General features: G+C 50.1%; 20 protein-coding genes and 1 pseudogene. 16 read left to right on the plus strand and 5 right to left on the minus strand.

Translation table 11 applies throughout. The annotated features are described in order from the left end of the window. The first annotated feature begins 22 nt into the window (after positions 1-22). The 13 genes from AC0YNW_RS16740 (at position 23) to AC0YNW_RS16800 (ending at position 17428) form a co-directional block, all read left to right on the plus strand. Positions 23-1696 (plus strand): extracellular solute-binding protein, encoded by a 1674-nt coding sequence (locus tag AC0YNW_RS16740; protein ID WP_475832896.1) that lies wholly within the window; start codon positions 23-25, stop codon positions 1694-1696. A 108-nt stretch (positions 1697-1804) separates the two neighbouring features. Continuing rightward, complete coding sequence (locus AC0YNW_RS16745) at positions 1805-2710, plus strand: ABC transporter permease (RefSeq protein ID WP_387471051.1); 906 nt, start codon at positions 1805-1807, stop codon at positions 2708-2710. A gap of 33 nt (positions 2711-2743) precedes the next feature. Further along, positions 2744-3628 (plus strand): carbohydrate ABC transporter permease, encoded by an 885-nt coding sequence (locus tag AC0YNW_RS16750; RefSeq protein WP_475832897.1) that lies wholly within the window; start codon positions 2744-2746, stop codon positions 3626-3628. Between the two features lie 40 nt (positions 3629-3668). Further along, positions 3669-5402, plus strand: a complete 1734-nt coding sequence (locus AC0YNW_RS16755; protein ID WP_475832898.1) for a sensor histidine kinase — start codon at positions 3669-3671, stop codon at positions 5400-5402. A gap of 13 nt (positions 5403-5415) precedes the next feature. Further along, positions 5416-7098, plus strand: coding sequence for a response regulator (locus tag AC0YNW_RS16760; protein WP_475832899.1), 1683 nt, complete (start codon positions 5416-5418; stop codon positions 7096-7098). A gap of 90 nt (positions 7099-7188) precedes the next feature. After that, positions 7189-8463: a Gfo/Idh/MocA family protein gene (locus AC0YNW_RS16765; RefSeq protein WP_475832900.1), complete on the plus strand. Its 1275-nt coding sequence runs from the start codon at positions 7189-7191 to the stop codon at positions 8461-8463. A gap of 228 nt (positions 8464-8691) precedes the next feature. After that, positions 8692-9411, plus strand: coding sequence for an IclR family transcriptional regulator (locus AC0YNW_RS16770; RefSeq protein WP_475832901.1), 720 nt, complete (start codon positions 8692-8694; stop codon positions 9409-9411). A 171-nt stretch (positions 9412-9582) separates the two neighbouring features. Beyond that, positions 9583-10518, plus strand: coding sequence for a nucleoside hydrolase (locus tag AC0YNW_RS16775; protein ID WP_475832902.1), 936 nt, complete (start codon positions 9583-9585; stop codon positions 10516-10518). Positions 10519-10535: 17 nt separating this feature from the next. Continuing rightward, positions 10536-11462 carry a carbohydrate ABC transporter permease gene (locus AC0YNW_RS16780; RefSeq protein WP_475832903.1) on the plus strand — a complete coding sequence of 309 codons (927 nt, stop codon included), beginning with the start codon at positions 10536-10538 and terminating at the stop codon, positions 11460-11462. A gap of 19 nt (positions 11463-11481) precedes the next feature. Further along, a complete protein-coding gene (locus AC0YNW_RS16785) occupies positions 11482-12762 on the plus strand; it encodes an ABC transporter substrate-binding protein (protein ID WP_475832904.1) in 1281 nt (426 codons plus the stop codon). A 36-nt stretch (positions 12763-12798) separates the two neighbouring features. Next, on the plus strand, positions 12799-13617 hold the full coding sequence (locus tag AC0YNW_RS16790; RefSeq protein ID WP_387471069.1) for a carbohydrate ABC transporter permease: 819 nt from the start codon (positions 12799-12801) through the stop codon (positions 13615-13617). Between the two features lie 28 nt (positions 13618-13645). After that, the gene (locus tag AC0YNW_RS16795; RefSeq protein WP_475832905.1) at positions 13646-14983 is read left to right on the plus strand and encodes an amidohydrolase family protein; all 1338 of its coding nucleotides are present in this window, start codon (positions 13646-13648) and stop codon (positions 14981-14983) included. 375 nt (positions 14984-15358) lie between these two features. Continuing rightward, a complete protein-coding gene (locus tag AC0YNW_RS16800; RefSeq protein WP_475832906.1) occupies positions 15359-17428 on the plus strand; it encodes a S8 family serine peptidase in 2070 nt (689 codons plus the stop codon). Between the two features lie 211 nt (positions 17429-17639). On the opposite strand, the gene AC0YNW_RS16805 is transcribed toward AC0YNW_RS16800, so the two are convergent. The 3 genes from AC0YNW_RS16805 to AC0YNW_RS16815 form a co-directional block, all read right to left on the minus strand. Next, positions 17640-18842: an ROK family transcriptional regulator gene (locus AC0YNW_RS16805; protein WP_475832907.1), complete on the minus strand. Its 1203-nt coding sequence runs from the start codon at positions 18840-18842 to the stop codon at positions 17640-17642. Between the two features lie 81 nt (positions 18843-18923). Further along, on the minus strand, positions 18924-19457 hold the full coding sequence (locus AC0YNW_RS16810; protein ID WP_387471077.1) for a chromate transporter: 534 nt from the start codon (positions 19455-19457) through the stop codon (positions 18924-18926). Positions 19458-19510: 53 nt separating this feature from the next. Further along, entirely contained in the window at positions 19511-20137 is a 627-nt protein-coding gene (locus tag AC0YNW_RS16815; RefSeq protein ID WP_387471079.1) for a chromate transporter, read from the minus strand. 302 nt (positions 20138-20439) lie between these two features. Here AC0YNW_RS16815 and AC0YNW_RS16820 point away from each other — a divergent pair, with 302 nt between their 5' ends. The 3 genes and pseudogenes from AC0YNW_RS16820 (at position 20440) to AC0YNW_RS16830 (ending at position 23144) form a co-directional block, all read left to right on the plus strand. Beyond that, on the plus strand, positions 20440-21330 hold the full coding sequence (locus AC0YNW_RS16820; RefSeq protein WP_475833164.1) for a formylglycine-generating enzyme family protein: 891 nt from the start codon (positions 20440-20442) through the stop codon (positions 21328-21330). A gap of 457 nt (positions 21331-21787) precedes the next feature. Beyond that, on the plus strand, positions 21788-22258 hold the full coding sequence (locus AC0YNW_RS16825) for a DUF6985 domain-containing protein (RefSeq protein ID WP_475832908.1): 471 nt from the start codon (positions 21788-21790) through the stop codon (positions 22256-22258). 182 nt (positions 22259-22440) lie between these two features. Beyond that, positions 22441-23144, plus strand: a pseudogene (locus AC0YNW_RS16830) (DNA alkylation repair protein). 61 nt (positions 23145-23205) lie between these two features. Here AC0YNW_RS16830 and AC0YNW_RS16835 read toward each other — a convergent pair. Both AC0YNW_RS16835 and AC0YNW_RS16840 read right to left on the minus strand, forming a co-directional pair. Further along, positions 23206-23652 carry an OsmC family protein gene (locus tag AC0YNW_RS16835; protein WP_387471085.1) on the minus strand — a complete coding sequence of 149 codons (447 nt, stop codon included), beginning with the start codon at positions 23650-23652 and terminating at the stop codon, positions 23206-23208. Between the two features lie 245 nt (positions 23653-23897). Then, the gene (locus AC0YNW_RS16840; RefSeq protein WP_387471087.1) at positions 23898-24710 is read right to left on the minus strand and encodes a PIG-L deacetylase family protein; all 813 of its coding nucleotides are present in this window, start codon (positions 24708-24710) and stop codon (positions 23898-23900) included. Between the last annotated feature and the right edge of the window lie 178 nt (positions 24711-24888).

Below are 24888 nucleotides of genomic sequence, written 5' to 3' on the forward strand. Positions count from 1 at the left end.
TGAGATCATCTGGAGGGGTAGCATGAAGAAGAAAAAGAAAGTGCTTATGATCGTCGCCATGATTCTTTGTCTGGCCATTACCGCATGCAGCAAAGGCACGAGCAACAACGGGCCTGACGCGAATCCAAGTCCAAGCGCAAGTGCAAGCGCACCCGCAGAGCAAGGCGGGCAAAATGAAGTGATTGAAGTTTCCACCGTTTCGCCAAGCGATCAATACCTGAAGTTTGACGAAGGCGAAAGCTTCGAGAAAAACGCAGTTTATGATGCGTACGAAAAAGATATCGGCGTCAAAATTACGAACAAGTGGGTAGCGGATGTCAGCCAGTTTAAGGAAAAGGTGAAGATCACAATCGCTTCCAACGATCTGCCGGATTTCCTGCTCGTCAACGCGACGCAGCTCAAAGAATTGACGGAAGCGGACATGATTATGGATTTGACGGAAGTGTATGACCAGCATGCTACGGAAGAGACGAAAAAGTTTCTGACGATGGACGGCGGCATGCAGATGAAGACAGCCACGTTCGACGGCAAGCTGATGGGTATTCCAAGCTCCTACAATCCATTCCAATTCCAGACCCTGTTCGTGCGTACGGATTGGCTGAAGGAACTGAATTTGCCGGAGCCAAAAACGATGGCGGACATGGTGGCGATCGCAGAGGCGTTCAAGGCCAAAGATCCGGGCGGCACAGGCACTCCTTACGGGCTTGCCGTCAGCAAAAACCCGTTCAGCATTGAAACAGGCGTTACAGGCCTCCGGGCTTTCCTGAACGGCTATCATGCTTATGAGAACATTTGGATCGAAGACGGCAACGGCGGTTTGGTCAACAGCGACATTCAGCCTCAGGTGAAGGATGCGCTTGCCGCTTTGCAAGACATGTTCAAAAAAGGGCTGATCGATCCTGAGTTTGCGGTTAAGGACACCGAGAAAGCGGCCGAATTGGTTTATGACAACAGCATCGGTATGGTATTCGGCGCATCCTGGACGCCTGCACAATTGGTGAAAGGCGCTGTGAAGGACGGCAAAGTTGTGCAAGAGTGGGGCGCGTTCCCGATTCCTACGGTAGACGGCAATCCGGCACTTGGGCAAATCGGGCTTGGCGTAGACGAATATTACGTCATCTCCAAAAAAGCGAAGCATCCGGAAGGCGTCATTAGACTGCTGAACCAATGGATCGCGGTCGACAACCATCCGACAGATGAGCAAAAGGTGTATGAGTTCGGCAAAGACCGTGTGGAAAAAGGCAATAACTACTGGCTGCTTAGCCCTCTGCGTGTAGGCAAGCAAATGGACAATAACGGCGAAATTTTGCCAAAAGCGATTGAGAACAAAGATACAAGCATCTTGGAAACAAAGGATCACAAAACGCGGTATGAGCGCGCGATGAAGTATGTGGACGGCGGCGACACAAGCATGTGGTGGGAATATTTGATCTCCGGTCCAAAAGGCGTGTATTCGCTCGTGCCTGACATCCAGAAAAACAAGCAGTATCTGCAAAATAAATTTTATGGCGCACCAACACCAGCCATGGTGGACAGACAAGAAATTTTGATTAAGAAGCGGGATGAAGTTTACTTCAAAATCATCATGAACCAAGTGTCCGTGGATGAATTCGATAAATTCGTTGCGGAGTGGAAGAAGCTTGGCGGAGATGAAATGACCAAAGAAGTGAACGAGTGGTACGCAACTCATAAATAAACACGAATCGCAAAGCGGATAAATCGGGGGATTGGGTGACAGTGGCACAATCCCTCTTTTGTTAGGCTTTAACGGATCGGAGTTTAGTTAAACAACGAGGTGAAAGGCATGAGTGGACTATCACGGCTATGGAAGAGGGAATGGCCTCTTCATCTGATGCTGCTTCCGGCTATTGGCTTGGTGCTCATCTTCAGCTATGTGCCGATGGCGGGCATTATTATGGCTTTCCAGAAGTACGTGCCGAACAAAGGATTGTTCGGATCACCCTTTATCGGGCTCAAAAACTTTCAATTGCTAATGGAATATCCCGATATCGGCCGCATTTTCTTCAACACCATTTATATCGCCGTTATGAAGATTGTGGCGGGCCTGTTTGTACCGATTACCGTGGCGATTCTTCTGAATGAGCTGCGGAGGGAATGGATCAAACGAACGTTCCAGACGCTTGTGTACTTGCCGCATTTCATGTCGTGGGTACTGCTGAGCGGCATATTGGTCGATGTCTTGTCCCCGTCGTCGGGGGTACTGAACCAGTTGCTGGGCGTATTCGGCATCAAGCCGATCTTCTTTCTGGGGGACAACGCGTGGTTCCCCTATGCCATGGTGGTATCCGATGTGTGGAAGGAGTTCGGATTCGGCACGATTGTCTATCTGGCTGCGCTGACGGGCATTAATCCTTCCCTGTATGAAGCGGCAGAGATTGACGGCGCGGGGCGGTGGAAGCAGACATTCCATGTGACCTTGCCCGGTATGATGCCGATCATTGTGCTCATGCTTACGCTTAATATCGGCAATGTACTGAATGCCGGCTTCGAGCAAATCTTTAACCTGTACAGCCCTCCTGTCTATGAAAGCGCGGATATTATCGATACCTTTGTGTACCGCATGGGCGTTCAGCAGGCGCAGTTCGGCTTCGCTACCGCCGTAGGACTACTAAAGTCCATTGTGTCATTTATTTTCATTTCGGTATCCTACATTATGGCTTACCGTCTAGCGAATTATCGTATCTTCTAACGATTCATCCGCCATGCAGAAGGGAGACTTACCGTGATTACTAGCAGATCACCCGGCAGAAGAATTTTTGTAGCATGCAACTATACATTCCTGTTGCTCATATCCGTCTTATGTCTAATGCCGATCATTCACATCTTGGCGCTTTCATTCAGCTCAGGGAGCGCGGCGGCAGCCGGTCAGGTATCCCTGTGGCCGGTTGAGTTCACAACCGCCGCTTACGAGAACGTATTCGGAAAACCGGAATATTTGCGCGCGTTCTGGGTGTCGATTCAGCGTGTCGTCCTCGGGACATCGATTAGCATGGTGCTTATGATTATAACGGCCTATCCGTTATCGAAGGATAACCGTCAGCTTCGGCTCAGAACGCTATACGCCTGGGTATTCGTCTTTACCATATTGTTCAGCGGCGGCCTTATTCCGTCCTACTTGACCGTCAAGTCGCTAGGACTGATCGATACGATGTGGGCGCTTGTGCTGCCGACCGCGATTCCTGTGTTCAACGTAATCCTGCTGCTGAACTTCTACCGCAGCTTGCCTAAGGAGCTTGAGGAATCCGCACGGATTGACGGCGCGAGCCATTTTACAACCCTTTGGAAAATCTATGTGCCGCTATCGTTGCCGGCTTTGGCTACGACGGGACTTTTTACGATGGTGGGCCATTGGAATAGCTGGTTTGACGGCATGCTGTATATGAATCATACTGAAAATTATCCGCTCCAAACGTTCCTCCAGACCGTGATCATCAAGATGGATTTCCGTTTCATCAAGGCGGAGAACGTGGAGCTTCTGCTTAAGCTATCGGACCGTACGAGCCGGGCGGCCCAAATTTTTGTGGCGGCTTTCCCGATATTAATCGTATATCCTTTCCTGCAGCGATTTTTTATCAAGGGCATCGTTATGGGGAGTGTCAAAGAATAGGATAGATGCGCTCTAACTTGGCCGACGGGGGAACAACCTTATGAAAAGCGTATTCTTCTTGCATGATTCCTCTATATTCAAAAAGATTATGGCTGCCTTTCTGGCGGCCTTATTGCCGCTTCTGGCCATTACGTGGATGATTATTGAAAAAGGCTCCGATACGATCCGCAGCGAAATTTCGTTATCGGTGTTGAATACGACGCAGTTCTATATGGATTCGCTCGATAAGGAAGCGGACCGGATCAGCCGTTATTTGCCTAATTACGTCATGGATCAGGATTTAATGGAGATTGCGACAACGGGCAATGAGATGAGCTCGTATGACCGCTCCCGCAACATATTGGATGTCCAGAGACGTCTGGAATTGATGAAGAACTCCAGTCCGTTTATTCGGGAAGCCAAAGCTTATATTCCGCTCATCGGACGCACGGTGCTCAGCAACAGCTACGAAACGTTCCTGGACGATGAGGAATACAGGGCGATGCAGCATAACGCGAAGCTGTATGAGGAGCCCTTTATCTATTGGAGAGACCGCTTGTTCATTACGATGCAATATCCGATCAATACGTCCAGAGAACCGTTGTATCTGGTAGGAGTCGAGCTGTCCACCGCCAAGATCAAAGAAACGCTTGCGCAAATCGGCAGAAAGCGGGGCGGCCATACTGCGCTGTTCAACCTGGAGAGGGAATGGAGCATTGATAGCGGCGCGGATGCCGACTGGTTGAAGGAAATGAAAGTTTTTGCAGAGGGAAAAAAGGAAGCGCTATCAAGCAGCGGGTATGAAACGATCCATTACAAGGATAAGAGGTTTCTTGCCGTGTATCAGTATTCCGAGCTTTGGAACGCGTACTCCATTACCTGCATCCCGGAGGAGACGGCTCTCGGCACGCTTCAAATGTACCGTACGTTATTTTGGTGGGCCTGTGCGCTTGCGGCTGTCATCGTGTTATTTTTTACGTATTTTCTATTGCGGATTATTTACCGGCCGCTAATGAAGCTGGTTCATTCCTTCCGCCGAGTCCAGCAGAACAGGCTGGACCCTATCGTCATCGACCGCGGGGCCGACGAGTTCGGCTATCTGTATGAAGCGTTTAACGATACGGTGCGGTATTTAAAGACGTTAATCGAAGAAAATTACGAGGGGCAAATCCGCAATCAGCGTTCAGAGCTGAAGCGGCTGCAATCGCAGATTAATCCTCATTTCCTATACAATTGCTTTTTCGTGCTATGCCGCTTGATCAAGTCAGAGGGTCAGAAGGAGAAAGCCTATCAATTCTGCCTTTATATCGGACAATACTTCCAGTTCATTACCCGCAACGATGAGGATGATATCCCGCTGGCGCTTGAGCTGGAGCATTCCCGCACCTATGTGAAGATGCAATCGATTTGTTACGGCGAGAGGATCGATGTGTTGTTTGAAAGCGATGCGCCGGATTTTGCGGTCCCGAGGCTAATCTTGCAGCCTATTATCGAGAATGCATACAAGCATGCGCTGGGCAATATGCTGGAGCCCGGTGAGCTGTGGGTTCACAGCGAGCTGAAGGGAGACGACTTCACCATCTATGTGGAGGATAACGGGCGGAGCATAACGGATGAAGGGATTGAGCTTCTGCGCAAGAAGCTGCTGCACGCGACGAACCGGATTGAGGAGACGACCGGGATCTTGAATGTTCATCGCCGGGTCCAGCTGCGTTATGGAGCGGAATATGGTCTCACAGTGTCGCGGTCCGAGCTGGGAGGACTGCAGGTCATAATCAAACTAAGCGCGAGCTAGAGGAGGAATCAGCATGTATAGACTGCTAATCGTGGATGACCTGCCTATTATTGTAGACGGCTTATTGGAACTGTTTGAGCAGACGGAGCATTTGCAGCTGGAGGTGCATAAGGCTTATTCGGGCGAAGAAGCGCTTCAAATCCTGTCCCAGCAGCGCATGGATATCGTGCTGTCCGACATTAAGATGCCCGGTATCGGAGGGATTGAGCTGCTGCGGGAAGTCCTGTCGCAATGGCCGGCGTGCAAAGTGATCTTTTTAACGGGGTATAATGATTTCCAGTATGCCAGAGATGCGATGACCTATGGCGGCTTTGACTACCTATTGAAGGTGGAGAGCGACGACAAAATCATTCAAGCCATCGAACGCGCCATTGAAAAGATGGAAGCCGAACAGGATCAGGCGCAAATGATCTCAAGGGCGGAGTCCAACATGAGAAGGGCATTGCCTTCTTTGCAAAAGGAATACATGTGGAGCCTCCTTCAAGGCAAACAAGTCACGGAGAGCCAGCTGGCGCAAATTTTCAAAGAAATTGATATTTCGCTGGATGCATCCATGCCGGTCTATATGCTTGTTGGAAGAATTGACGCCTGGAAAGAGATGTTTACAACTCCTGACAAAGCTCTGCTTGCTTACGCACTGCAAAACGTAGGCGATGAATATTTGACTGCCCAGGTGAGGTGCTATTCGGTCGTATTCGAGCTGTCGAAGATCGTGTGGTTGTTTCAGCCGAAAGCATCGGAGGGCATGGCCGCAGAGCCGGGCAGCCCGGATTGGATCAGAGCGCATCGCTACGCCAGCGGCATATTGGAGAAAATTCAAGAAACATGCAAGCAGTTGCTGGGGCTGTCGGTTTCGTTCCTGCTCGGCAGTGAGCCTGCCGCTTGGAGCGATGTCTCGGACCGGTTCCATTCCATCAAATACGGCTTGGTGCAGGGACATGGTTTGTTTCATGAGGTCATTATGACCGACAAGGACATTCAAAATCGAGAATCCGACGACAAAGCGGGAAGCTATCGGGACAGCTTCTACCATACCCGCGTGCAATTGCTGATGAACTGTCTCGAAAATAACCACCGCGAGCCGTTCAACAAGCTTTATGCCGAGCTTACATCGGTTTGGACGGACTCCGGCACATCCAATGAGCGGAGGATTGAATTGTATCATTCTTTATCGGCAGTGTTCCTGTTTTATTTGCACAAAAACCGGGATATTTGTGATTACGTCAATACACAGATGGATCTCGATCCGTTATTCCGCCACGGTGATTCAACCTCATGGCCCGAGCTGACTCACTATTATAAACGGTTAGCCGATTGCTTTTTCGAGTGGAATACGCTTAGAGGCAGCCTGCTGCCCACTGAAGTCGTCAATAAAGTGCATCGCTATATCGAGGAGCATATCGCGACGGACATCTCTTTGACGGCTTTGGCCGATTTCGTAAGCTTGAATCCATCCTACTTATCACGGCTGTATAAGCAGATGACCGGAATCGGATTGTCGAAATACGTGAATGACTACCGCAATGTCATTGCGATTGATATGCTTCTGAACACGTCGATGAAGGTCAATGAAATATCCGCCAAGCTTGGTTATAACTCGGCGCTGGCGTTTATCCGCTTCTTCAAGAAGATGAATGACACGACGCCGCAGGATTACCGGACGGCCCGCGCCGGGGCGCAAGTGAAAGGTCAATAATTGTATATGGATGTCATGAACAGTCTCTTTCTCCTCGTCTAGCCTCCTTTTACAATGGGAAGTACAGATGGGCTAAGAGGGGGAATAGACTTGAAAACATTAACAGCTGTATTGCTTGGCGCAGGCAGCAGAGGAAGATATATTTATGGGCCTTATGCGGAGAAATTTCCGAATGAGCTGAAGATCGTGGCGGTGGCCGAGCCGGATGAAGAGCGCAGAACCCAGTTCGCGGAGATTCATGCGATTCCGCCGGAATTTGTGTATGATTCCTGGGAGAAGGCATTCGATCAAGGCCGCATTGCGGACGTCATGATTATATGCACGCTTGACCGGATGCATTATGTGCCGGCTATGAAAGCAATGGAGTTAGGCTATCATGTGATGCTGGAGAAGCCGATGTCGCCTTCCTTGGCGGAGTGCATCCGGCTTGAACAGGCATCGCTTCGCCATCAGAGGCTGTTGGTGGTGACGCATGTGCTTAGGTACTCCCCGTTTTGGTCGGGGATCAAGAAGTGTATCCAAGATGGTGAGCTTGGCACCGTCGGGACGATTCAATTAACCGAAAATGTCGGTTATCACCATATGACGCATAGCTATGTGCGAGGGAATTGGCGCAATTCGGAGGAGACCAGCCCCATGATCTTGGCGAAGTCCTCCCATGACCTGGACATCATCTCCTGGCTGATGGATCAGCCCTGCACGAGTGTGAGCTCGTACGGCTCCTTGCTGCATTTCCGGGAAGAGAACGCACCGGAAGGCTCGACGCTCAGGTGCATCGATGGATGCGCAGTGGAGAGGGATTGTCCATTCTCGGCGATGAAGATGTATATTCAGCCTCCGCATCACCCATGGGCGCGTTATATGACGAGCGATCTGTCGCAAGAGGGAATTATGAAGGCGCTGAAGGAAGGTCCGTTCGGACGCTGCGTCTACCGCTGCGACAACAATGTGGTGGATCATCAGGTGGTCAATTTGGCCTTTGAGAGCGGCGCGAACGCTTCCTTCATCATGTCGGGATTGACGCAAAGCGGCACTCGCCGGGTTCAAATCATGGGAACGCATGGCGAAATTATCGGAGATATGGACAAGGGGTCCTTTACGCTGTTCCGTTATGCGACAGGCGAGCAGGTAGAGATTCGCTGCCATGTGGAAGGGGACGGCCATGGCGGCGGCGATGAGCGGATGGTGAATTCGTTCCTGCGCGACGTCCGCCAGTTCGAGCTTAACCCGTCCCACGGCTTGACGTCCGCAACTGCTTCTCTGCAAAGCCATCTGATGGCCTTTGCGGCTGAGCATTCCCGCTTGCATGAAGGATTTGCGGTGAATCTGTCAGATTTTGCGATGGAAGCGGAAGGAATCTCTTGAAGGTTTGGCCAGCTATACGACTACGGTTTCCTTTTTTTAAAAGGATAGCCGTAGTTTTTTCTTATGGAGGAATTCCATAAAAATGATTGCGTTTTACATAAACTGAGATATAATGAAATTAAGTTTTTATGATAAAAGAACGCCGTTCTTATTTGCGGAACGAAAGGTAATGTAACTATGGAGAACAACGGGAAGAAAACCGCTATTTTAGAAACGGGGGACCGCATTTTGCGCTTGCTTGAATGCTTCAATGTAGACAAGCCGGAATGGGGAGTCACCGAGCTTAGCGAGCAATTGGGCTTGTACAAAAGCGTCGTTCACCGGATGCTCGTCACATTGGAGAATCGCGGCTTTGTCAGCAAAAGTCCGGTCACACAGAAATATTCGCTTGGCATCAAGCTGTTCGAGCTGGGAACGATCGTGTCTGACCGGATGAGTCTTCGTACGATCGCCAAGCCGATCATGGAGGATTTGTGTGCAAGCTCTAGCGAAACCGTTATGCTTATGATCGTCGACGGGCACGAGGGCATTTGTATTGAGAAGGTCGAGAGTCCGCAGAGCGTGCGATACACGTCGCCTCTAGGCAAAAGAGTATCGTTGCATGCGGGAGCCACTACCAAGATATTGCTGGCTAATCTTTCGCCCGACAAGATTAACAAAATTATATCAAATGGTTTGCAAAAGTACACGGACTATACGATCGTAGACCCGTCGGAGCTGCTCGATCACTTGCAGACAATTAGAGATCAGGGCTACTGTATTTCCGCGAACGACTTCTCACTCGGCGGCATGGGGATCGCCGTTCCGATTAGAGACCATATGGGCCAAGTGATAGCGGGTTTGTCGATATCGGGACTCGAATTCCGCATGAACAAAATTACGGATCAGCTGCTGCAGCAATGCCAGAATGCGGCGGAGCTCATATCCGCTAGACTCGGAGGAGTCTAATTTTTTTAACCATTAGGAAGAACGATGTTCCGCATATCAGAACGACTAGTTTTTTTTGTCATAAACCGTGTGAATGATTTCCATTCGGATTCGAATGGAACACTATTCATACCGTACAGAAGAATGCCGGATCACCTGCGGATATCCGGCGGCAGCGAAGGAGGACATCTAGTGGGCAAAGTGATTTTGGATATGGATACGGGTATCGACGATGCGCTGGCTATCGCCTACGCCTGCGCAATGCCCGAGCTCGAGCTGCTTGGCGTCACGACGACTTACGGCATGGCTCCCGTCGATCATTCCGTGCGCAACACATTGTATGTACTCGAGTTGCTGAAGTGCGACGCGCCGGTATTCCGCGGCGCAGAGAGGCCTCTCGTCCGAAGCCGCGTCTACAGCGGCACGTTTCACGGCAATGACGGGCTTGGCGACGTCGCTCGCCGCGAGCCGAAGCGGAGCGCTGAAGACATGCATGCCGTCGACTTCATTATCGAGCAAACGCGCAAGTATGGAAGCGATTTGACGCTGGTGACGACAGCGCCGCTGACGAATCTGGCGCTGGCGATCCAGAAGGCGCCCGACATTGTCGGCAAGCTCGGGCGCGTCATCACGATGGGCGGCGCGGTCGCTGCGCCCGGCAATGTAACAAAGTTCGCGGAAGCGAACATCATTATTGACCCTCATGCAGCCCGCATCGTCTTCTCCTCCGAGCTGCCCATTACACTGGTCGGGCTCGATGTGACAAGAAAGACGGTACTGCGGCAAGAAGCTGTAGAGAAGTGGCGGGAGAAGAACACGGAGAGCAGCCTATTCTTCGCGAGCTTTACAGAATATTATTTGCAGGCTTACAAGAAATATCATCCGTATTTGCAAGGCTGTGCGCTGCATGATCCGCTGGCCGTCGGCGTGGCCGCCTTTCCGGATTTGGTGAAGACAGTGCCGATGCATATTACCGTGGATCTGGAAGACGATGCGCTAGGCCGCACTGTGGAGGACATTCACCGGGAGTCTCCCGCCGGTCCGAACACGCAGGTATGCATGGGAGTCGATGCGGAGCGGTTTGTCTCCGATTTTCTGGGCAGGCTTGATCAAGCATTCAGCATCTAAAAGGAGGACAACCCCGCATGAGCAAGCATCGCAAGACACCCGGGCCTACGGGCTGGCTGAGCCGCTTTGACCGGATGTCGGATTCGGCTGCGGCCGGTGTCTATCTGACGCCAACGTTAATCGTGCTGGCAATGACCATCTTGTTCCCGATGGCGTACGCTTTGTTTCTTTCATTTGCGAAAATGGATTTCGCCGGAGGCCGCGCCCATTTCACCTTTATCGGCTTTGATAACTATGCAAAGCTGCTGCAGGATGTGCGCATTCCGAGTGTGCTGCTGCAAACGTTTTTATTTACGGCGGCTAAGGTCATAGGCACTTTGCTCGTCGCCTTCGGCATTGCCCTTACTATTTTTCACGGCATATGGGGCGGTGAATTTTTCAAGAAAGTATTCCTTATCCCATGGGCATTGTCGAACGTTGTCAACGGCCTTATGTGGAAATGGATGTACAACGGCAGCAACGGGATCATTAACGAGCTGATGGTGAAGCTTGGTCTGATCGACGAATATAAATCGTGGCTGGCTGAAGGAACGACGGCGCTTGGTGCCGTTATTATCGCCGATATTTGGAAAAGCGTTCCTTTTGCAGCGCTCATCCTGCTTGCCGGTATGCAGACCATCTCCAAGGAGCTGTATGACGCAGGTCAAGTGGACGGCGCAGGGACGATCCAGCGGTTCTTCCACATTACGCTTCCTTCTCTGAAGCCGGTTCTAATGGTGCTGTTCGTTATGGAGACGATGTGGGCTCTGCGCGCCTTCGACCTGATATGGGTGTTGACGCAAGGCGGTCCGCTGGACAAGACCATGGTGTTGAACGTGTATGCGTATGAGCAGGCTTTCCGTAACTTCGACATGGGTTATGGCTCGGCGCTGGCGTTTTTCATAACGCTTTGTACGTTGCTTTTTACTGTCATTTATTTAAAAACGATTGGCAAAAACGATTAAACCAACAGGGGGAAAAATCATGATGAAAAAACAAATGAGATGGATGAAAATGGGGATCATCGGAGCGGTACTGACTTCGATGCTTGCGGCTTGCGGCGCACCTGCCGATAATAAGGGCGGTAAAGCGACCGAAGGAGCCGACAAGGAGGAAAACAAGGAAATCACCGTCCTGTACCTGGACGAGCCGTTCTGGAAGCAGCAAAACGAAGAGTTTACCGAAGCTACAGGCATCAAGGTCAAGTACGAAACGGTGCCTTTCATGCAACTTCACGATAAAGTATTCGTCAATTTCATGGCCAACAGCAGCGAGTACGATGTCGTACATGTCCGTGACGACTGGGCGACCGAGTTCGCCTCCAAAGGCTTCCTGGAGCCGCTGGATTCCTACATCACTGACGATATGAAAACACGGCTGAACCCGCAAACAATGGAAGCGATGACCTACCAAGGGAAACAGTATGCGGTTCCTCGTTACGTATGGCTATGGCAGTTCTACTATAACAAGACGCTGATCAAGGACCCTCCTAAAACTTGGGATGAGCTGATCACGGTCGCCAAAGAAATCAAAGACGATAAAGTGTCTCCATATGCGGAAACTTGGGGCGGTATCGTGTCTTATTCCAGCTTTATCGTTCATTTGCGCTCCAACGGCGGTGAATTCTGGGATTATGAGAACGACCGTCCAACCTTCAACAGCCCAGAAGGCGTAGCCGCACTGCAACTGATGGCCGATATGAACCTGAAGCACAATATCATGAGTCCGCTATCGAAGGAATTTACGAGCTCCGGCGCGATGACGGAAGTATTGACGCAAGGCGCTATCGCTATGAACATGAACACGCCGCAAACGCTGCCGATGGCTAACGACGAGGATAAATCGAAGGTTGTCGGTCAAATGGATGTAGCGCTCATTCCGGGCGGGAAGCTGAAAACCGCTTCTTACGGCGAGACCGGGGGTCTGGCGATTCCGGCTTCCTCGAAGAATAAAGAGTGGGCTATGGAATATATCAAATTCGTAACCAATGCTGATCAGCAAAAGAAAATGTCGCTTGCTAACGGTAAAATCCCAAGTGACGTTGAAGTGGTGAAGGACGCCGAGCTGCTGGCCAAATATCCGCATTACGCCCTGCTGCCGGAGCAAATGCAGTATCCGTTCGGTTTGTTCCGTCACGAGGATGCAACGAAAATTACAGACGAGCTATCCCGCAACATCTTGGCGGCTGTACTTGGCAAAGTAACGCCTGAGCAGGCGCTCCAAGAGGGCGAAGCCAAAATATTGGCTATGATCGGCAAAAAGTAATTTGCCCATTACACAAACGAGGGGATGTTATTGAGCGTGAAGTATGCAAAGAAAACGGTTCAGATCATGATCTCGATTGCACTGATGATCTTTATCCTGTTTCCCATGCTGTGGCTGCTGCTGTCGAGCTTCAAGCTGCCGCTTGATCTGTTCAGCAATCCTCCGGAGCTATGGCCCAGCAAATGGACATTCAAATATTACATTCAGTTGCTGCAGGAAAAATCGTTTACTTCCGCTATGCTGAACAGCTTGATCGTCTCTAGCTTTACGACTGCCATTTCCTTAACCATAGGATGTCTTGGCGCATACGCGTTTGCGCGGTTTCAATTTCCGCGCAAAAACGCATTCTTTTTAACCGTGCTCGCATCGCAAATGCTTCCGCATATGGCTTTGCTTATTCCGCTGTTTATGATTATGAAGCTAACGGGATTGCTGTATACGCATCAAGGCTTAATTTTGACTTATATCAGTTTTTCGCTGCCTTACGTCGTGTGGATGTTCCGTTCCTTTATCATCGCGATTCCTTATGAGATTGAAGAAGCAGCCAAGCTGGACGGCTGCTCACGCTTGCAGGTCATTCGGAAAATCGTGCTGCCGCTTTCGATGGGAGGCCTGGTTACGACGGGCATATTCGTATTCATGGGAGCATGGAACGAATTTTTATTCGCCAGCGCGATGACGAATATGAATGTGAAGACGCTGTCCGTCCGGATGGCGGAGTTTATAGGAGAAGACAGAGTCGCTTACGAAATCATGTTCCCAGCTGGTATCGTCGGCAGCTTACCCGTACTGCTGCTGGTGCTGTTCTTCCAGAAGTATATCGTCAGAGGCCTAACCGAAGGCGGCGTAAAATGATGCAACAAGAAGGAAATAAGGTGATATCATGAAATGTAGTTTGTTAATCAAACATTGCAGCGTAATGACGCCCGGCTTTGAAATCGTCGAGAACTGCGCCATTGCAATCGACGGAACGCATATTGTCGAAATCGGGCCGAATGATGAGCTGGCAGCCAAATATGAGCCTGCCGACACGCTGAACGGCAAAGGGAAGCTGTGCATGCCCGGACTGGTGGACGCTCATACGCATACGTGCCAGCAGTTGCTGAAAGGCCAAACGATGGACGAGCTTCCGATGATCTGGTCGCGCATTCTCGTTCCGTTCGAAAGCAACCTGACCGAAGACGATGTCCGCGTCAGTGCGGAGATGAGCTGTCTGGAGATGATCAAATCCGGTACGACCTCTTTTGCCGACGCCGGTGGCGTGCATATGCACAAGGTCGCCGAAGCGGCTGTTCAGTCCGGGATGAGAGCGGCTATTACGCGGTCTAGTATCGATATTGGCGATTTTTTGCCGGATACGATGAAGCAGCCGCTGGAGACAATCATCGATAATAATGAGTGGCTGTACCGCGAATACGATGGAGCAGGAGATGGCCGAATCCAGATTTGGTTCGGCATCCGCCAGGTCATGTCGTGCTCGCCCGAATTGATTCAAGCTGCGGCGGAGAAAGCCCGTGAATACGGCACGGGGCTGCATATGCATTTGGCCGAGCACCGCGACGAGGTGCGGTACTGCCTGGAGCGGTACAAGAAGCGCCCGGTCGAGTACCTGGAGTCGCTCGGCGCACTCGGACCGAATTTGCTGACCGCGCATAACGTTGTTTACTCTGAACGGGAGCTGACGCTGCTGCAGCAGTATGGCGTGAACATCGTCCACTGTCCGCGGGCCAACTTCAATTCGCATGGTTTTCCGAAAACGCCGCGCATGATCGAGATGGGGATGCCGATCGGCATGGGCAGTGACGGCGCGTCCGGCTCGAACCTCAGCTTGTTCGACGAGATGCGGGTTTTCCGCTCCGGCATGCATGCCTACTGGGGGCTCCCTGTATTCGATCCTAGGGTCGTTCCCGTGCAGGAGCTGCTTAAGATGATTACGACCGGCGGAGCCGCCGCTCTTCAGCTTGCGGATGAGATCGGTACCGTCGAAGCCGGCAAGAAAGCCGACTTGATTCTGATCGATATCGATCAGCCTCACATTACCCCGTCGCGCATCCTGATCAACACGATTGTGGAGTCGGTAACGCCGCGAGATGTGGAGGATGCCATTATTGACGGGAAAATCGTCATGAAAAACCGCGAGGTGCTGACGCTCGACGAAGAGCGCATCATGCATGAGAGCAAGAATCGAATGGGCGAGATCGCCCGCAGAGCGGGTATATGATCCAGGGCTAGTCTATTAAGAACGGAATAGAATGTATGGAATAATGGCGGCACAGGGGCAATCCCTGTACCGTCATTTTTCATAGATTTAAAGATAAGTAAATCAACCCAATAAATAGCAATTTACATTTTCGAAGCAGTGATGATAGAATAGACTTGTTTGGGAATATTTAGACTAAATCCCAAATAATTTAATGCTATTAAGAAGGGAAGGAGGCCGTTAAAGCAGAGAAATAGAGAGGAAAGAAGGTGGTTGGGCAATTCGCATCCTATTTTGAATACGCTTTCATATTATGATTACGAACTCTATTCATCATGTTGTAAACGAGAAACCAGCACAACTGGATCGTATTTATTCCATGAGGAGGGTTTAAAGATGAAGAAGTTTATAAGCTCCATGTTAGTCTCTATGATGTTAGTAGCCACCCTATTTACAGGGGTATCGTTTGGCAGCTCTGCACAAGGGGACACGACTGATTATATTGAAGGCCAGCTCGTGGTGTCGATTGCGGAGCAGTCCGATGCATATTCGATTCAAAGCACGGATGATACCTTAATGCATGCGTCTTCGCTTGCGCAGGACGGCTTTGCCATTAAGGATTCACTGTTCGGCCAGGAAGCCGGGACCTTCTCGGTACAGTCGCTCGATAGCGATGTCAAGGCTACGGCAATAGAAAAGATGGGCTTGGTCTATCTGGTCGAGTATTCCGTCAACGATTACGCTTCTATTGACTCCGCAAAACATGCATTGAAAGCCACATTAGAGAACCTCGGTTTACATGTCCGGTATATCTCGGAAAATCGCAAAATGTACGCGCTTGAAACGGCAGCCGTGCAAGATGTTACCGTTCAAGCGATTCACAACAACCAACGCTGGCATTATGACATGATCAAGGTATCGCAAGCTTGGGGAATTACGACGGGATCAAGCTCGGTGCGGATGGCTGTGCTTGACACAGGCATTGACAGCAACCATCCGAGCTTGAGTAATCTGGTGAACACTAGCCTCGGCCGCAGCTTTGTGGACAACACCACACTCGACCGTCATGGACACGGCACTCATGTGGCGGGAACAATCGCCAGTTATGGACCGGTATCAGGCGTCATGCAGAACGCAACCCTGATTCCAGTCAAAGTGCTTAACGACAGCGGCAATGGTTCGATGTATGGCATCCAACAAGGCATTCTTCACGCCGCTAATAATAGAGCAGATGTGATCAACATGTCGCTGGGCGGCGGCGGTTATGAACGCGGGATGGATGAGGCGATTCAAACGGCAGTCAGTCTGGGCTCAATCGTTGTAGCGGCTACTGGCAATGATGGGGTTTCCAGCATCTCTTATCCGGCGGCTTACAGCGGCTCGATCGCAGTTGGCTCCGTTACTTCGAGCAGGGCTCGATCAAGCTTCTCCAATTATGGAGCGGGTATTGATGTGATGGCTCCCGGGTCGAACATCTATAGCACCTCCCCGAACGGCCAATATAGAAGCATGTCCGGCACCTCGATGGCAACTCCTCATGTGTCCGGCGTATTAGGACTAATGAAATCGGTCAATCCGAATCTTACTCCTGCTGCTGCCAGAACGATTCTCAGGAATACAGCACAGCCTGCCGGAAGCGCCAATCAGTATGGGTATGGCATTGTTGATGCGCATGCTGCCGTATTGGCGGCAGGCGGTACGCCACAGCCTGGCCAGGTAACCGCTACAACAGTCCAGACGGACAAAGCCGTATACCAACGCGGGGACAATATCAATATCACAGCAAGAGTGACGAACCAGCAAGGCAATGTGCTGCAAGGCGCTTCGGTCAACTTTACGTTGACCCGTCCCAACGGTACAACCGTAACCAGCTCGGCTACAACGAACAGCTCGGGTGTAGCAGCCTGGACGGTAGCCTCCAACGCGCAGACAGCGCTGGGCACTTATCAACTTTCGGCCAATACTACCCTTTCAGGCTATCAGCCTAGTACAGCCAGTACAACGATTCAATTCAGCACCGGCACCGGCGGCGGTGATACGCAAGCCCCGACCGTGCCTGGCAATCTAATATCCACGGGCAAGACCAGCACAAGCGTATCGCTTAGCTGGAATGCGTCAACCGACAACGTAGGCGTCACAGCTTATGAAGTATACAGAGGAAGCTCGTTAGCGGCCACAGTCACGAGTACTTCAGCTACGATCACCGGCTTAACGGCTAGTACAGCCTATACGTTCACCGTTAGAGCGGTAGACGCTGCAGGCAATCGGTCCGCAGCAAGCAATGCGGTAACCGTAACGACGGATTCCGGTTCGTCGCAGCCAACTACCCCTTGGGCTCCGGGTGTATCGTATAGAATCGGGGACGAAGTGACTTATGGAGGCGTAACGTATGTGTGCCGTCAAGCACATACTTCCATGACGGGCTGGGAACCTTCTATCGTACCGGCATTATGGTTGATTAAGTAGTGTTGTTCGATTGATCCGGGACATGCTCCCGGATCAGAGTGCCTTGCAGATCCGTCTGCAAGGCGCTTTTTGATGCTGAGAAATAGCGGGAGAGACAGGACTTGTGACGCGAATGTCCAATCTATTATAGGACAAGCCTGGAACGGGGTGCTGATGCCAGATGAGACGTTCGTCCCGGTTTGCGTCTAACCAGACGTTCCCCTTTAATGGCTTACAGCTCCATGCTTTTTCTTACGACAAGCGCGGCTCCTGTGGCAACGGTATCTTCCTTCAGTACCCCTTTGGAGAATGAAGGAAGATACTCGGGGTAGTAATAGCTGTGTTTCAGCGCGATTTGTATAGCTGATTGATAGAACGGCTCGTAAGCATTGACAAGCGCGCCGCCAAGAATGATTTTTTCGGGATGAAAGACGTTGATCAAATTAGCTAGTCCAATCCCAAAGTAGGTGGCGGACTTCATGAAGAGCTGAGTGACGTAGGCGTCATTTTGCGCTAAGGCCTGCAATAGCGTATCGAAACTGATTCGTCCGGGATCCATTTTATAGCGTTGGGGCAAGTTATTGAGACCAAGCTTAGCATCGCCTCGTGCCTGCTTCTCCAAAGCTTGCACAGACACATACGCTTCAAGCGCTCCGTAATTGCCGTAATCCTGCAGACGCGGCCCGTCTGTCTGAATGATCATTTGGCCGATCGTGCCTTCCATATCGATGGAGCCGTGCACGATCTGTCCGTTCGACATCATGGCCGACCGGAGCCCGACGCCGGCATGGACATAGAGCATATGCTGCAGGTTGTTCTCGCGCATGGCCCATTGCTCTCCGATCAGCGCTGCATTTGCGCCGTTCTCAAGCGCCGCGGGAATGCCAGTTGCCTCGGCAATCATCTCGCAGATAGGCACATTCGTCCAGCCGCTTGCCGGGAAATTCAGTGGGCGAAGAATCGTTCCTGCTGAGCGCTCCAACGGACCAACGGCTCCAATTCCGATTCCGACTACTTGCCGCCGTTCGAGCTGATGGTCATTCAAGATGGAGCGAATATTCTGAGCGACATGCTTGGTAAGCTGCTCAGGCGTCATCGCTTCGTCCATGCGCCAGCGCGTGAACGATTTCGGATTCATCTTCATATCGAAGAAGCCGAGAGAAGAGGTTCGCCTCGACAATTCCAGGCCGAAGAAGTAGCCGTAATTACTATTTATTTCATAGAGAATAGGCCGGCGTCCTCCGCTTGATGGGCCAAGTCCGGATGTGACGAGCAATCCTTCCTGCACCATTTCGTCGAGTAAGCGCGTCAGTGTGCTGTTCGTAAGCTTAAAAGCCGAAAGCAATTCCGCCTTCGACAAAATTCCCTGCTCCGCTATTTCATTATAAATAGCACTCTTAGGTGAAACGAATGCGTTCTTCCGTTGTTTTTCCACGTTCGATCCCCATTTTCCGTATCAACGTACTTATAATTGAGATCATTATAACTTATATCCGATTTGATTAAAATATAGCCATCAGAATAATAGGATACCGGCAATTCCCGCGGCAACAATAACGGTGAAAGGATGTACTTTGTATTTAATCAAAGCGAAGACGGAGGCGCCACAAATGACGAAAGTCATCATTGTCACCCAGCTTGGAGCGGGGGCTTTCCCTGTCTGGAGACCCAAATGGATGGCCGCATATGCGATTAGTGCGACAATGATCGGCCGTAGTCCATAGAATGCGGCCTTCACCCATTGATTGTTATGAAACTTATAGAAAAATGCCGCAATGAGGACCATGATGATTAAAGACGGCATAATGATTCCTGTTGTGGAAGCAATTGCTCCTGCGGTTCCCGCAATTTGAAATCCGATCAACGTAGCGCTGTTCGTGGCGATAGAGCCTGGGGCCATACTGGCAAGAGTGACGATTTCCTGGAATTCACTGTCCGTTAGCCAGGCTTGCGAGCTCATTTGATGTTGAATCATAGGAATGACCGCATAACCGCCGCCGAATGAGATGAAGCCAATTTTGAGGAAAAACAGAAATAATTTCAGCAGCATAGTATCTCCTCTAATCTAAATGTAATGTACAAGGCAAGCGGACTGCGTCATCTCTATATATAATATTCGAGATAATCTCTGTCCTCTTGTTTTTGTGGTGTTGCTTTCTCGGTGGTAACCTTTAATCCCAAGTACATCTTGGCCGTAATGTTGATTATTCCGATAAGCAGTCCTGCCAGAATGGCATAGATAGGATTAATTTCTGTAAAGATCAGCACAAGCAAGGTCGCAATGGCAATCATAATGGTGGAGAGGTCGAACAGGGAAGTCTTCGCCATTCGATATGCGGCGCTGGCAATCAAGGCGATAACGGCCGCTTGAATCCCCTGCATTGCTGCGACGACTTTTGGATTGCCGTCCATATGGACATACAGATAGCTCAGCCCCAATACGATGAGGAAAGTAGGCAATGTAATTCCAATAATGGAGATGACCGCCCCTGCGATACCGGCCAGCCGATAACCGATAAAAGCGGCGGCGTTAACACCGACACCGCCTGGAGCCGAGCCTGCTATCGACACCAGATCGCTAAGCTCTTGCTCGTCAAGCCATCCGCGCTTCGTGACGGTTTCGTGCTCGATCAAGGAGATCATGGCATATCCGCCTCCGAATGTGGCTGGACCGATTCGGAAAAAAGTCCAGAATAATGGGAAGAGCATTCTAAGTTGTTGTAATGTCATTCCGTTCTACCTCCATGTCTCTCTACCCTCTATTATAACAACTAAATTCCAAAATGGAATAAAGTTTTTGTTTTTTGGATGGATAATAGGATTTGGTTTTGAAATTTAGTCGCTTTCGAGGAAAGTTGATCGCTGGGAATACACGAAAATGAAAAAGTTAATACCAAAAAGAAAATAAGATGATATAATCTAACTATCTAAAAGAATAATCGAAAGGGGAAAGCATTGTGGAGCATATGAAGTCTTGCTGCGCGGCATCAAGAGGTTCAGAGGACTTGCATCAAGCGGGACAAGCAGCGCCGATTTCAGAGCTGTCGGCTTCCGATAAGTTGAAAGCGGCAGATAGATTAGTACGCATCGAAGGCGGCGTCTTCGACATGGGGACGGATTCACCCGAGGGCTTCCGGTCAGACGGAGAGGGGCCGGTGCGTAAAGTAACCGTTCATTCATTCCGCATCTCGCCTTACGCCGTAACGAATGCCGAGTTTCAAGCATTCGTTGCAGCTACGGGTTATGTTACGGAAGCGGAGAGCTTCGGCTGGTCCTATGTTTTCCATTTGCTTGCGTCCGAACACATTCGCGAGCAAGTGAAGGGTGTCCCGCAAGAGGTTCCATGGTGGCTGGTTGTTGAAGGCGCGTACTGGGCAAAGCCTGAAGGCAAGGACTCTTCGATCGAGGATCGGATGGCCCACCCTGTTGTCCATATTTCCTGGAATGATGCGAATGCGTATTGCAAGTGGTCGGGAACAAGGTTGCCTACCGAGGCGGAGTGGGAATATGCGGCCAGGGGCGGTCTGGCACGCAAAACCTATCCATGGGGCGACCTGCTTAAGCCGGACGGGAGCCATATGTGCAATATATGGCAGGGCAAGTTTCCGGTTAAAAATAACGCCTCCGACGGTTATATCGGCACAGCGCCGGTGCATGCCTATGAGCCTAACGGATACGGTCTGTACAATCTTTCCGGGAATGTGTGGGAATGGTGTGCGGATTGGTTCAGTCCCGGCTATCACAGGCAGACGACGAATCTGAATCCGTTATATTCGCAAGAGACCGGCAGGAAGTCAATGCGCGGCGGCTCCTACCTCTGCCACCGGTCATATTGCAATCGTTACCGGCTTGCGGCCAGAAGCTCCAATACGCCGGACAGCTCTACGGGAAATTGCGGTTTTCGCGTTGCTGCCGACGTGTAAGATGCCGATGAAGATGTAATCTATAACAAGCCCAAGTTAGCGGCTGCTACTGAATGGACAAAGAAACCGTTCTTTTCGTAAATGGCGGGGGGTACCTCCATATTTACTTAAGAACGGTTTCTTTTTTGCGTTAAGGCGTCTTTAACGAATTTTTTATCTCTTCTTACGATTATTTGTTCATGACAAACGACGCCGAGCTTAAGCATCTCGAATATGACTTGCTAAGACAAAAAAATGGTATATAATTTTCTCGAAATCAAAATAGGTGTGATTTTTCATATACATCCGCGTCAGTTCAAGCATAAACGGTCCATTGGATGTGAAAAATCGCATTGGATGGTTTTCATTCGGCTCATTGTAACCATGTTCAAACGAAATCAGCAGATTCAATACTTGTTCGGAGGGGATTTCCATCAGCAGAACCTTTCATCTGGAGCACGTTGGAATAGAGGAAGATGTGTACGCCTCAAACGGAGAGGCAACCTCGGGATTTGGAGCGTTTGTTTTAACCCGTGAACGGGCGGAGTACCATTTTCGCAATGAAGATATGAGCTTAGAGGAAGCGGAGTCGTATATTGAACATGACTTGAACGGCCTCCCGGACGATACGATTCACGAATTATGCCAAAAATTATGCGCATGGAAAGACGGCATATTGGCCGATTATCCGGATATGGGGTGCGCGGACGGGCTGCCGGATGCCCGAGGCCAGAATATTTTGCGTTTTCTTTCCGTTAGCGACGTTTATTTGTACAGAAATCCTTATGATCGGAATGATACCGTATTCGGAGCGAGTATTTTGGCCGGGATGGAGTGGGAATTCGAAGACGGCATTGAAATCATCATCCGAGGACGGGAAGTTCTGGAAGCGCGCGAGTTTCTGGGCTATGGGGAATATGCCATTTGGGATGAGCTTGATTGCAGCTAATGTTTTTCACCTTCATAGTGTAATCGCATCTTTTATTCCGTAATACTTGTGTATGGAATATGAAAAGTCGCAGCAGGTATTTTCGCCGTTTTGATTTTACGTTGGCGGTAATATAGGATTATGAGTAAAGGTGTCGGCGCATGAGCTGCGGTTTCCGCCTGAAGGAAAGGGAGTGCTCATCTATGAATCGGGATATGGTTATGCAGGAGCTGGAGGTTTTGGGCAAAGAACGGCTCAAAAAATGTATATGTCCAATGGCGCGCATGAGCCGTTATTTGGCGTAGCAACCGGTCAAATGAAGCCGATCAAGAAAAAAACGGGATTAAACCAGCCTTTGGCCGAGCAGCTTTACGCTACCGGCAACTATGACGCGATGTATTTCGCAGGGGTTATTGCAGAACCGAAAGTGATGACGGAAGCGGATTTTGACCGTTGGATCGAGGGTGCTTACTTTTATATGATCTCCGACTATATCGTTTCGGTCACCCTCGCTGAAGCGGATATCGCGCAGCAAGTGGCGGATAAGTGGATAGCGAGCGATAATGAATTGAAGAGGTCTGCAGGCTGGAGCTGCTATTGTTGGCTGCTAGGGAACCGCAAGGATCATGAGTTTTCCGCTGAGAAGCTGGCCGGTATGCTGGAGCTCGCCAAAGATACGATCCACGATGCTCCTGAGCGTGCGAAATACTCGATGAATAATTTCATCTACACCGTAGGGGTATCCTTTGTGCCGCTCCATGAGAAAGCGGTCGAGATTGCGAGCGAGGTTGGACCGGTAGAGGTTCAAAAGGGCAAGAAAAAAGACTTCCTGAACGCTTCCGACCGTATTCAGAAGGCCATCGACAAAGAAGAAATCGGCTTCAAGCGCAAACATGTGAGATGCTAAAGAGGTACGATAAAAGACAAAAGCCATTCCCGGTTAGCGGGTATGGCTTTTATAGTAAGTCTTAATTTTCAATAACGATACGATTCAGCTTAAGATTGACCGGGTGCGCGATGGTATCGCCTACCGGGCATTTGCTCTCCAGAAATTGTACAAATGCTTCGACCTTCTCTTGAGGAGAATTTGTCTTGATGTAGAAGGTGTATCGGATGTCGGAGTAGCCGGGACGGACTTCAGAACGGTTAAAGAAACCATCAAGATCGAGTTCGCCTTCCACATCTACACGGAAATCCTCAAGCTGCACCTCGAATTTGGGAGCATAGACACGTGCCACGATGGATTGGCATGCGCCCAAGGAGGCAAGCAAAGCTTCAACGGGATTCATGCCAGTATCAGTCCCGCCAAGGCTTTGTGGTTCGTCAATGAGCAATTCGAATTGTCTTGCTTTGGTGAGGACTTTGACGCCGTCTTGCAGTTGCGCAGTTGCTTTGAATGTTTTAACATTTGCCATGATGGATGAGTTCTCCTTTTTCTGGATAATTAAAAGGTATGGAGTTAATTGTTGATATATTTCCTACTATTGTAATATGTTTAGTGTATTATAGAATTAAGGGAACATTCTGTCAACAATGAGTATAGCAGATATCCATATAGAATATATGTGTCGAAATAAGCACACTAAAACGGCAAACCAGATTTCAAGCGATGACTTGAAATCATGATTTGCCGTTTTTCAAGGTAAGAGGATCTATTGCTCTAAGCTTGCAGCATCGGAACCAAAGCTCTAATGTCCTCGTCGCTCCACTCGCGCAAGTTGTAGTCGGCAATCTCGTAAGGCTCGGCATATTGAATCGCAGCAGCCTTGTCTTTCCCGTACCAGCGTTCAAGCGCAGGAAGCATCTCCTCCGACACATGGAAGAAATCAGCCCAATACTTCAGAATAAAGGCTTTTTTGTCCTCCAGGCTCTCTGGCACGAGATGATCGATTCGTTTTTGCCAGGGCGCCAGCTCATAGAACTGGGAGGCGTGAGCATCGCAGCCAAGCAGCTTTTTCTCCAGAACGGAGGAAATATCAATGGCAAGATCAGCTTTATAAATAGATCGCGCGGAGAAGTCTGGCATCAGCAGGAATAGCGGTTGTTTGTTGAACGCAGCAGCGCCGCTCGCTACATACTCGGCAGCTTGACGGACGATTCGGCCTGCGTTGCGATTATCGAAATGTCCGCCGCCATGGCCGTGGAACGTAATAACGACATCTGCGTCCCATTCGCGAATCTGTTCAATCACTTTATCGCGGTTTTCGGGACTCGGCACTAACCAGCCATCGGATATATTCCAGATGGTATATTCTTGAACGCCCAGACGTTCAGCAGCTACTAGCGCTTCCTCGCCTCTGCGTTTGACAAGCTCAGGGCCTTTGTAGTCGTAATGCCCAATATCTCCGTTAGTTAGAGTAAGGAACTTTACGCGATGACCAAGCTCGGCATAAAGGGCAGCAGTGCCGCCTGCATATTCCTCCGGCTCGTCGGGATGCGCTGCAATGACGATCACATTAAGAATCTTTGACATACGTAATCTCCTCCAGAAAAAAGAATGGTTGGGTGATATAGAGCATCAAGTCTTCGTAAATGTTATTGCCAAATCATTTGGAACCGCTTTCTTTTTTGGTGTGTGTAAGCACATTCCTGTAATCCATCTTAACATGCCGCTATATAGCAGACAATGAATTCATGTTTTTAAATTTCAA

The sequence above is a fragment of the Paenibacillus sp. J31R120 genome, assembly GCF_056269225.1.

Excerpts from the sequence above, each read along its gene's own strand:
- AC0YNW_RS16740 (WP_475832896.1), top strand. The coding sequence starts at position 23 with ATGAAGAAGAAAAAGAAAGTGCTTATGATCGTCGCCATGATTCTTTGT.
- AC0YNW_RS16745 (WP_387471051.1), top strand. The coding sequence starts at position 1,805 with ATGAGTGGACTATCACGGCTATGGAAGAGGGAATGGCCTCTTCATCTG.
- AC0YNW_RS16755 (WP_475832898.1), top strand. The coding sequence starts at position 3,669 with ATGAAAAGCGTATTCTTCTTGCATGATTCCTCTATATTCAAAAAGATT.
- AC0YNW_RS16760 (WP_475832899.1), top strand. The coding sequence starts at position 5,416 with ATGTATAGACTGCTAATCGTGGATGACCTGCCTATTATTGTAGACGGC.
- AC0YNW_RS16780 (WP_475832903.1), top strand. The coding sequence starts at position 10,536 with ATGAGCAAGCATCGCAAGACACCCGGGCCTACGGGCTGGCTGAGCCGC.
- AC0YNW_RS16785 (WP_475832904.1), top strand. The coding sequence starts at position 11,482 with ATGATGAAAAAACAAATGAGATGGATGAAAATGGGGATCATCGGAGCG.
- AC0YNW_RS16795 (WP_475832905.1), top strand. The coding sequence starts at position 13,646 with ATGAAATGTAGTTTGTTAATCAAACATTGCAGCGTAATGACGCCCGGC.
- AC0YNW_RS16800 (WP_475832906.1), top strand. The coding sequence starts at position 15,359 with ATGAAGAAGTTTATAAGCTCCATGTTAGTCTCTATGATGTTAGTAGCC.
- AC0YNW_RS16810 (WP_387471077.1), bottom strand. The coding sequence starts at position 19,457 with ATGCTGCTGAAATTATTTCTGTTTTTCCTCAAAATTGGCTTCATCTCA.
- AC0YNW_RS16815 (WP_387471079.1), bottom strand. The coding sequence starts at position 20,137 with ATGACATTACAACAACTTAGAATGCTCTTCCCATTATTCTGGACTTTT.
- AC0YNW_RS16835 (WP_387471085.1), bottom strand. The coding sequence starts at position 23,652 with ATGGCAAATGTTAAAACATTCAAAGCAACTGCGCAACTGCAAGACGGC.
- AC0YNW_RS16840 (WP_387471087.1), bottom strand. The coding sequence starts at position 24,710 with ATGTCAAAGATTCTTAATGTGATCGTCATTGCAGCGCATCCCGACGAG.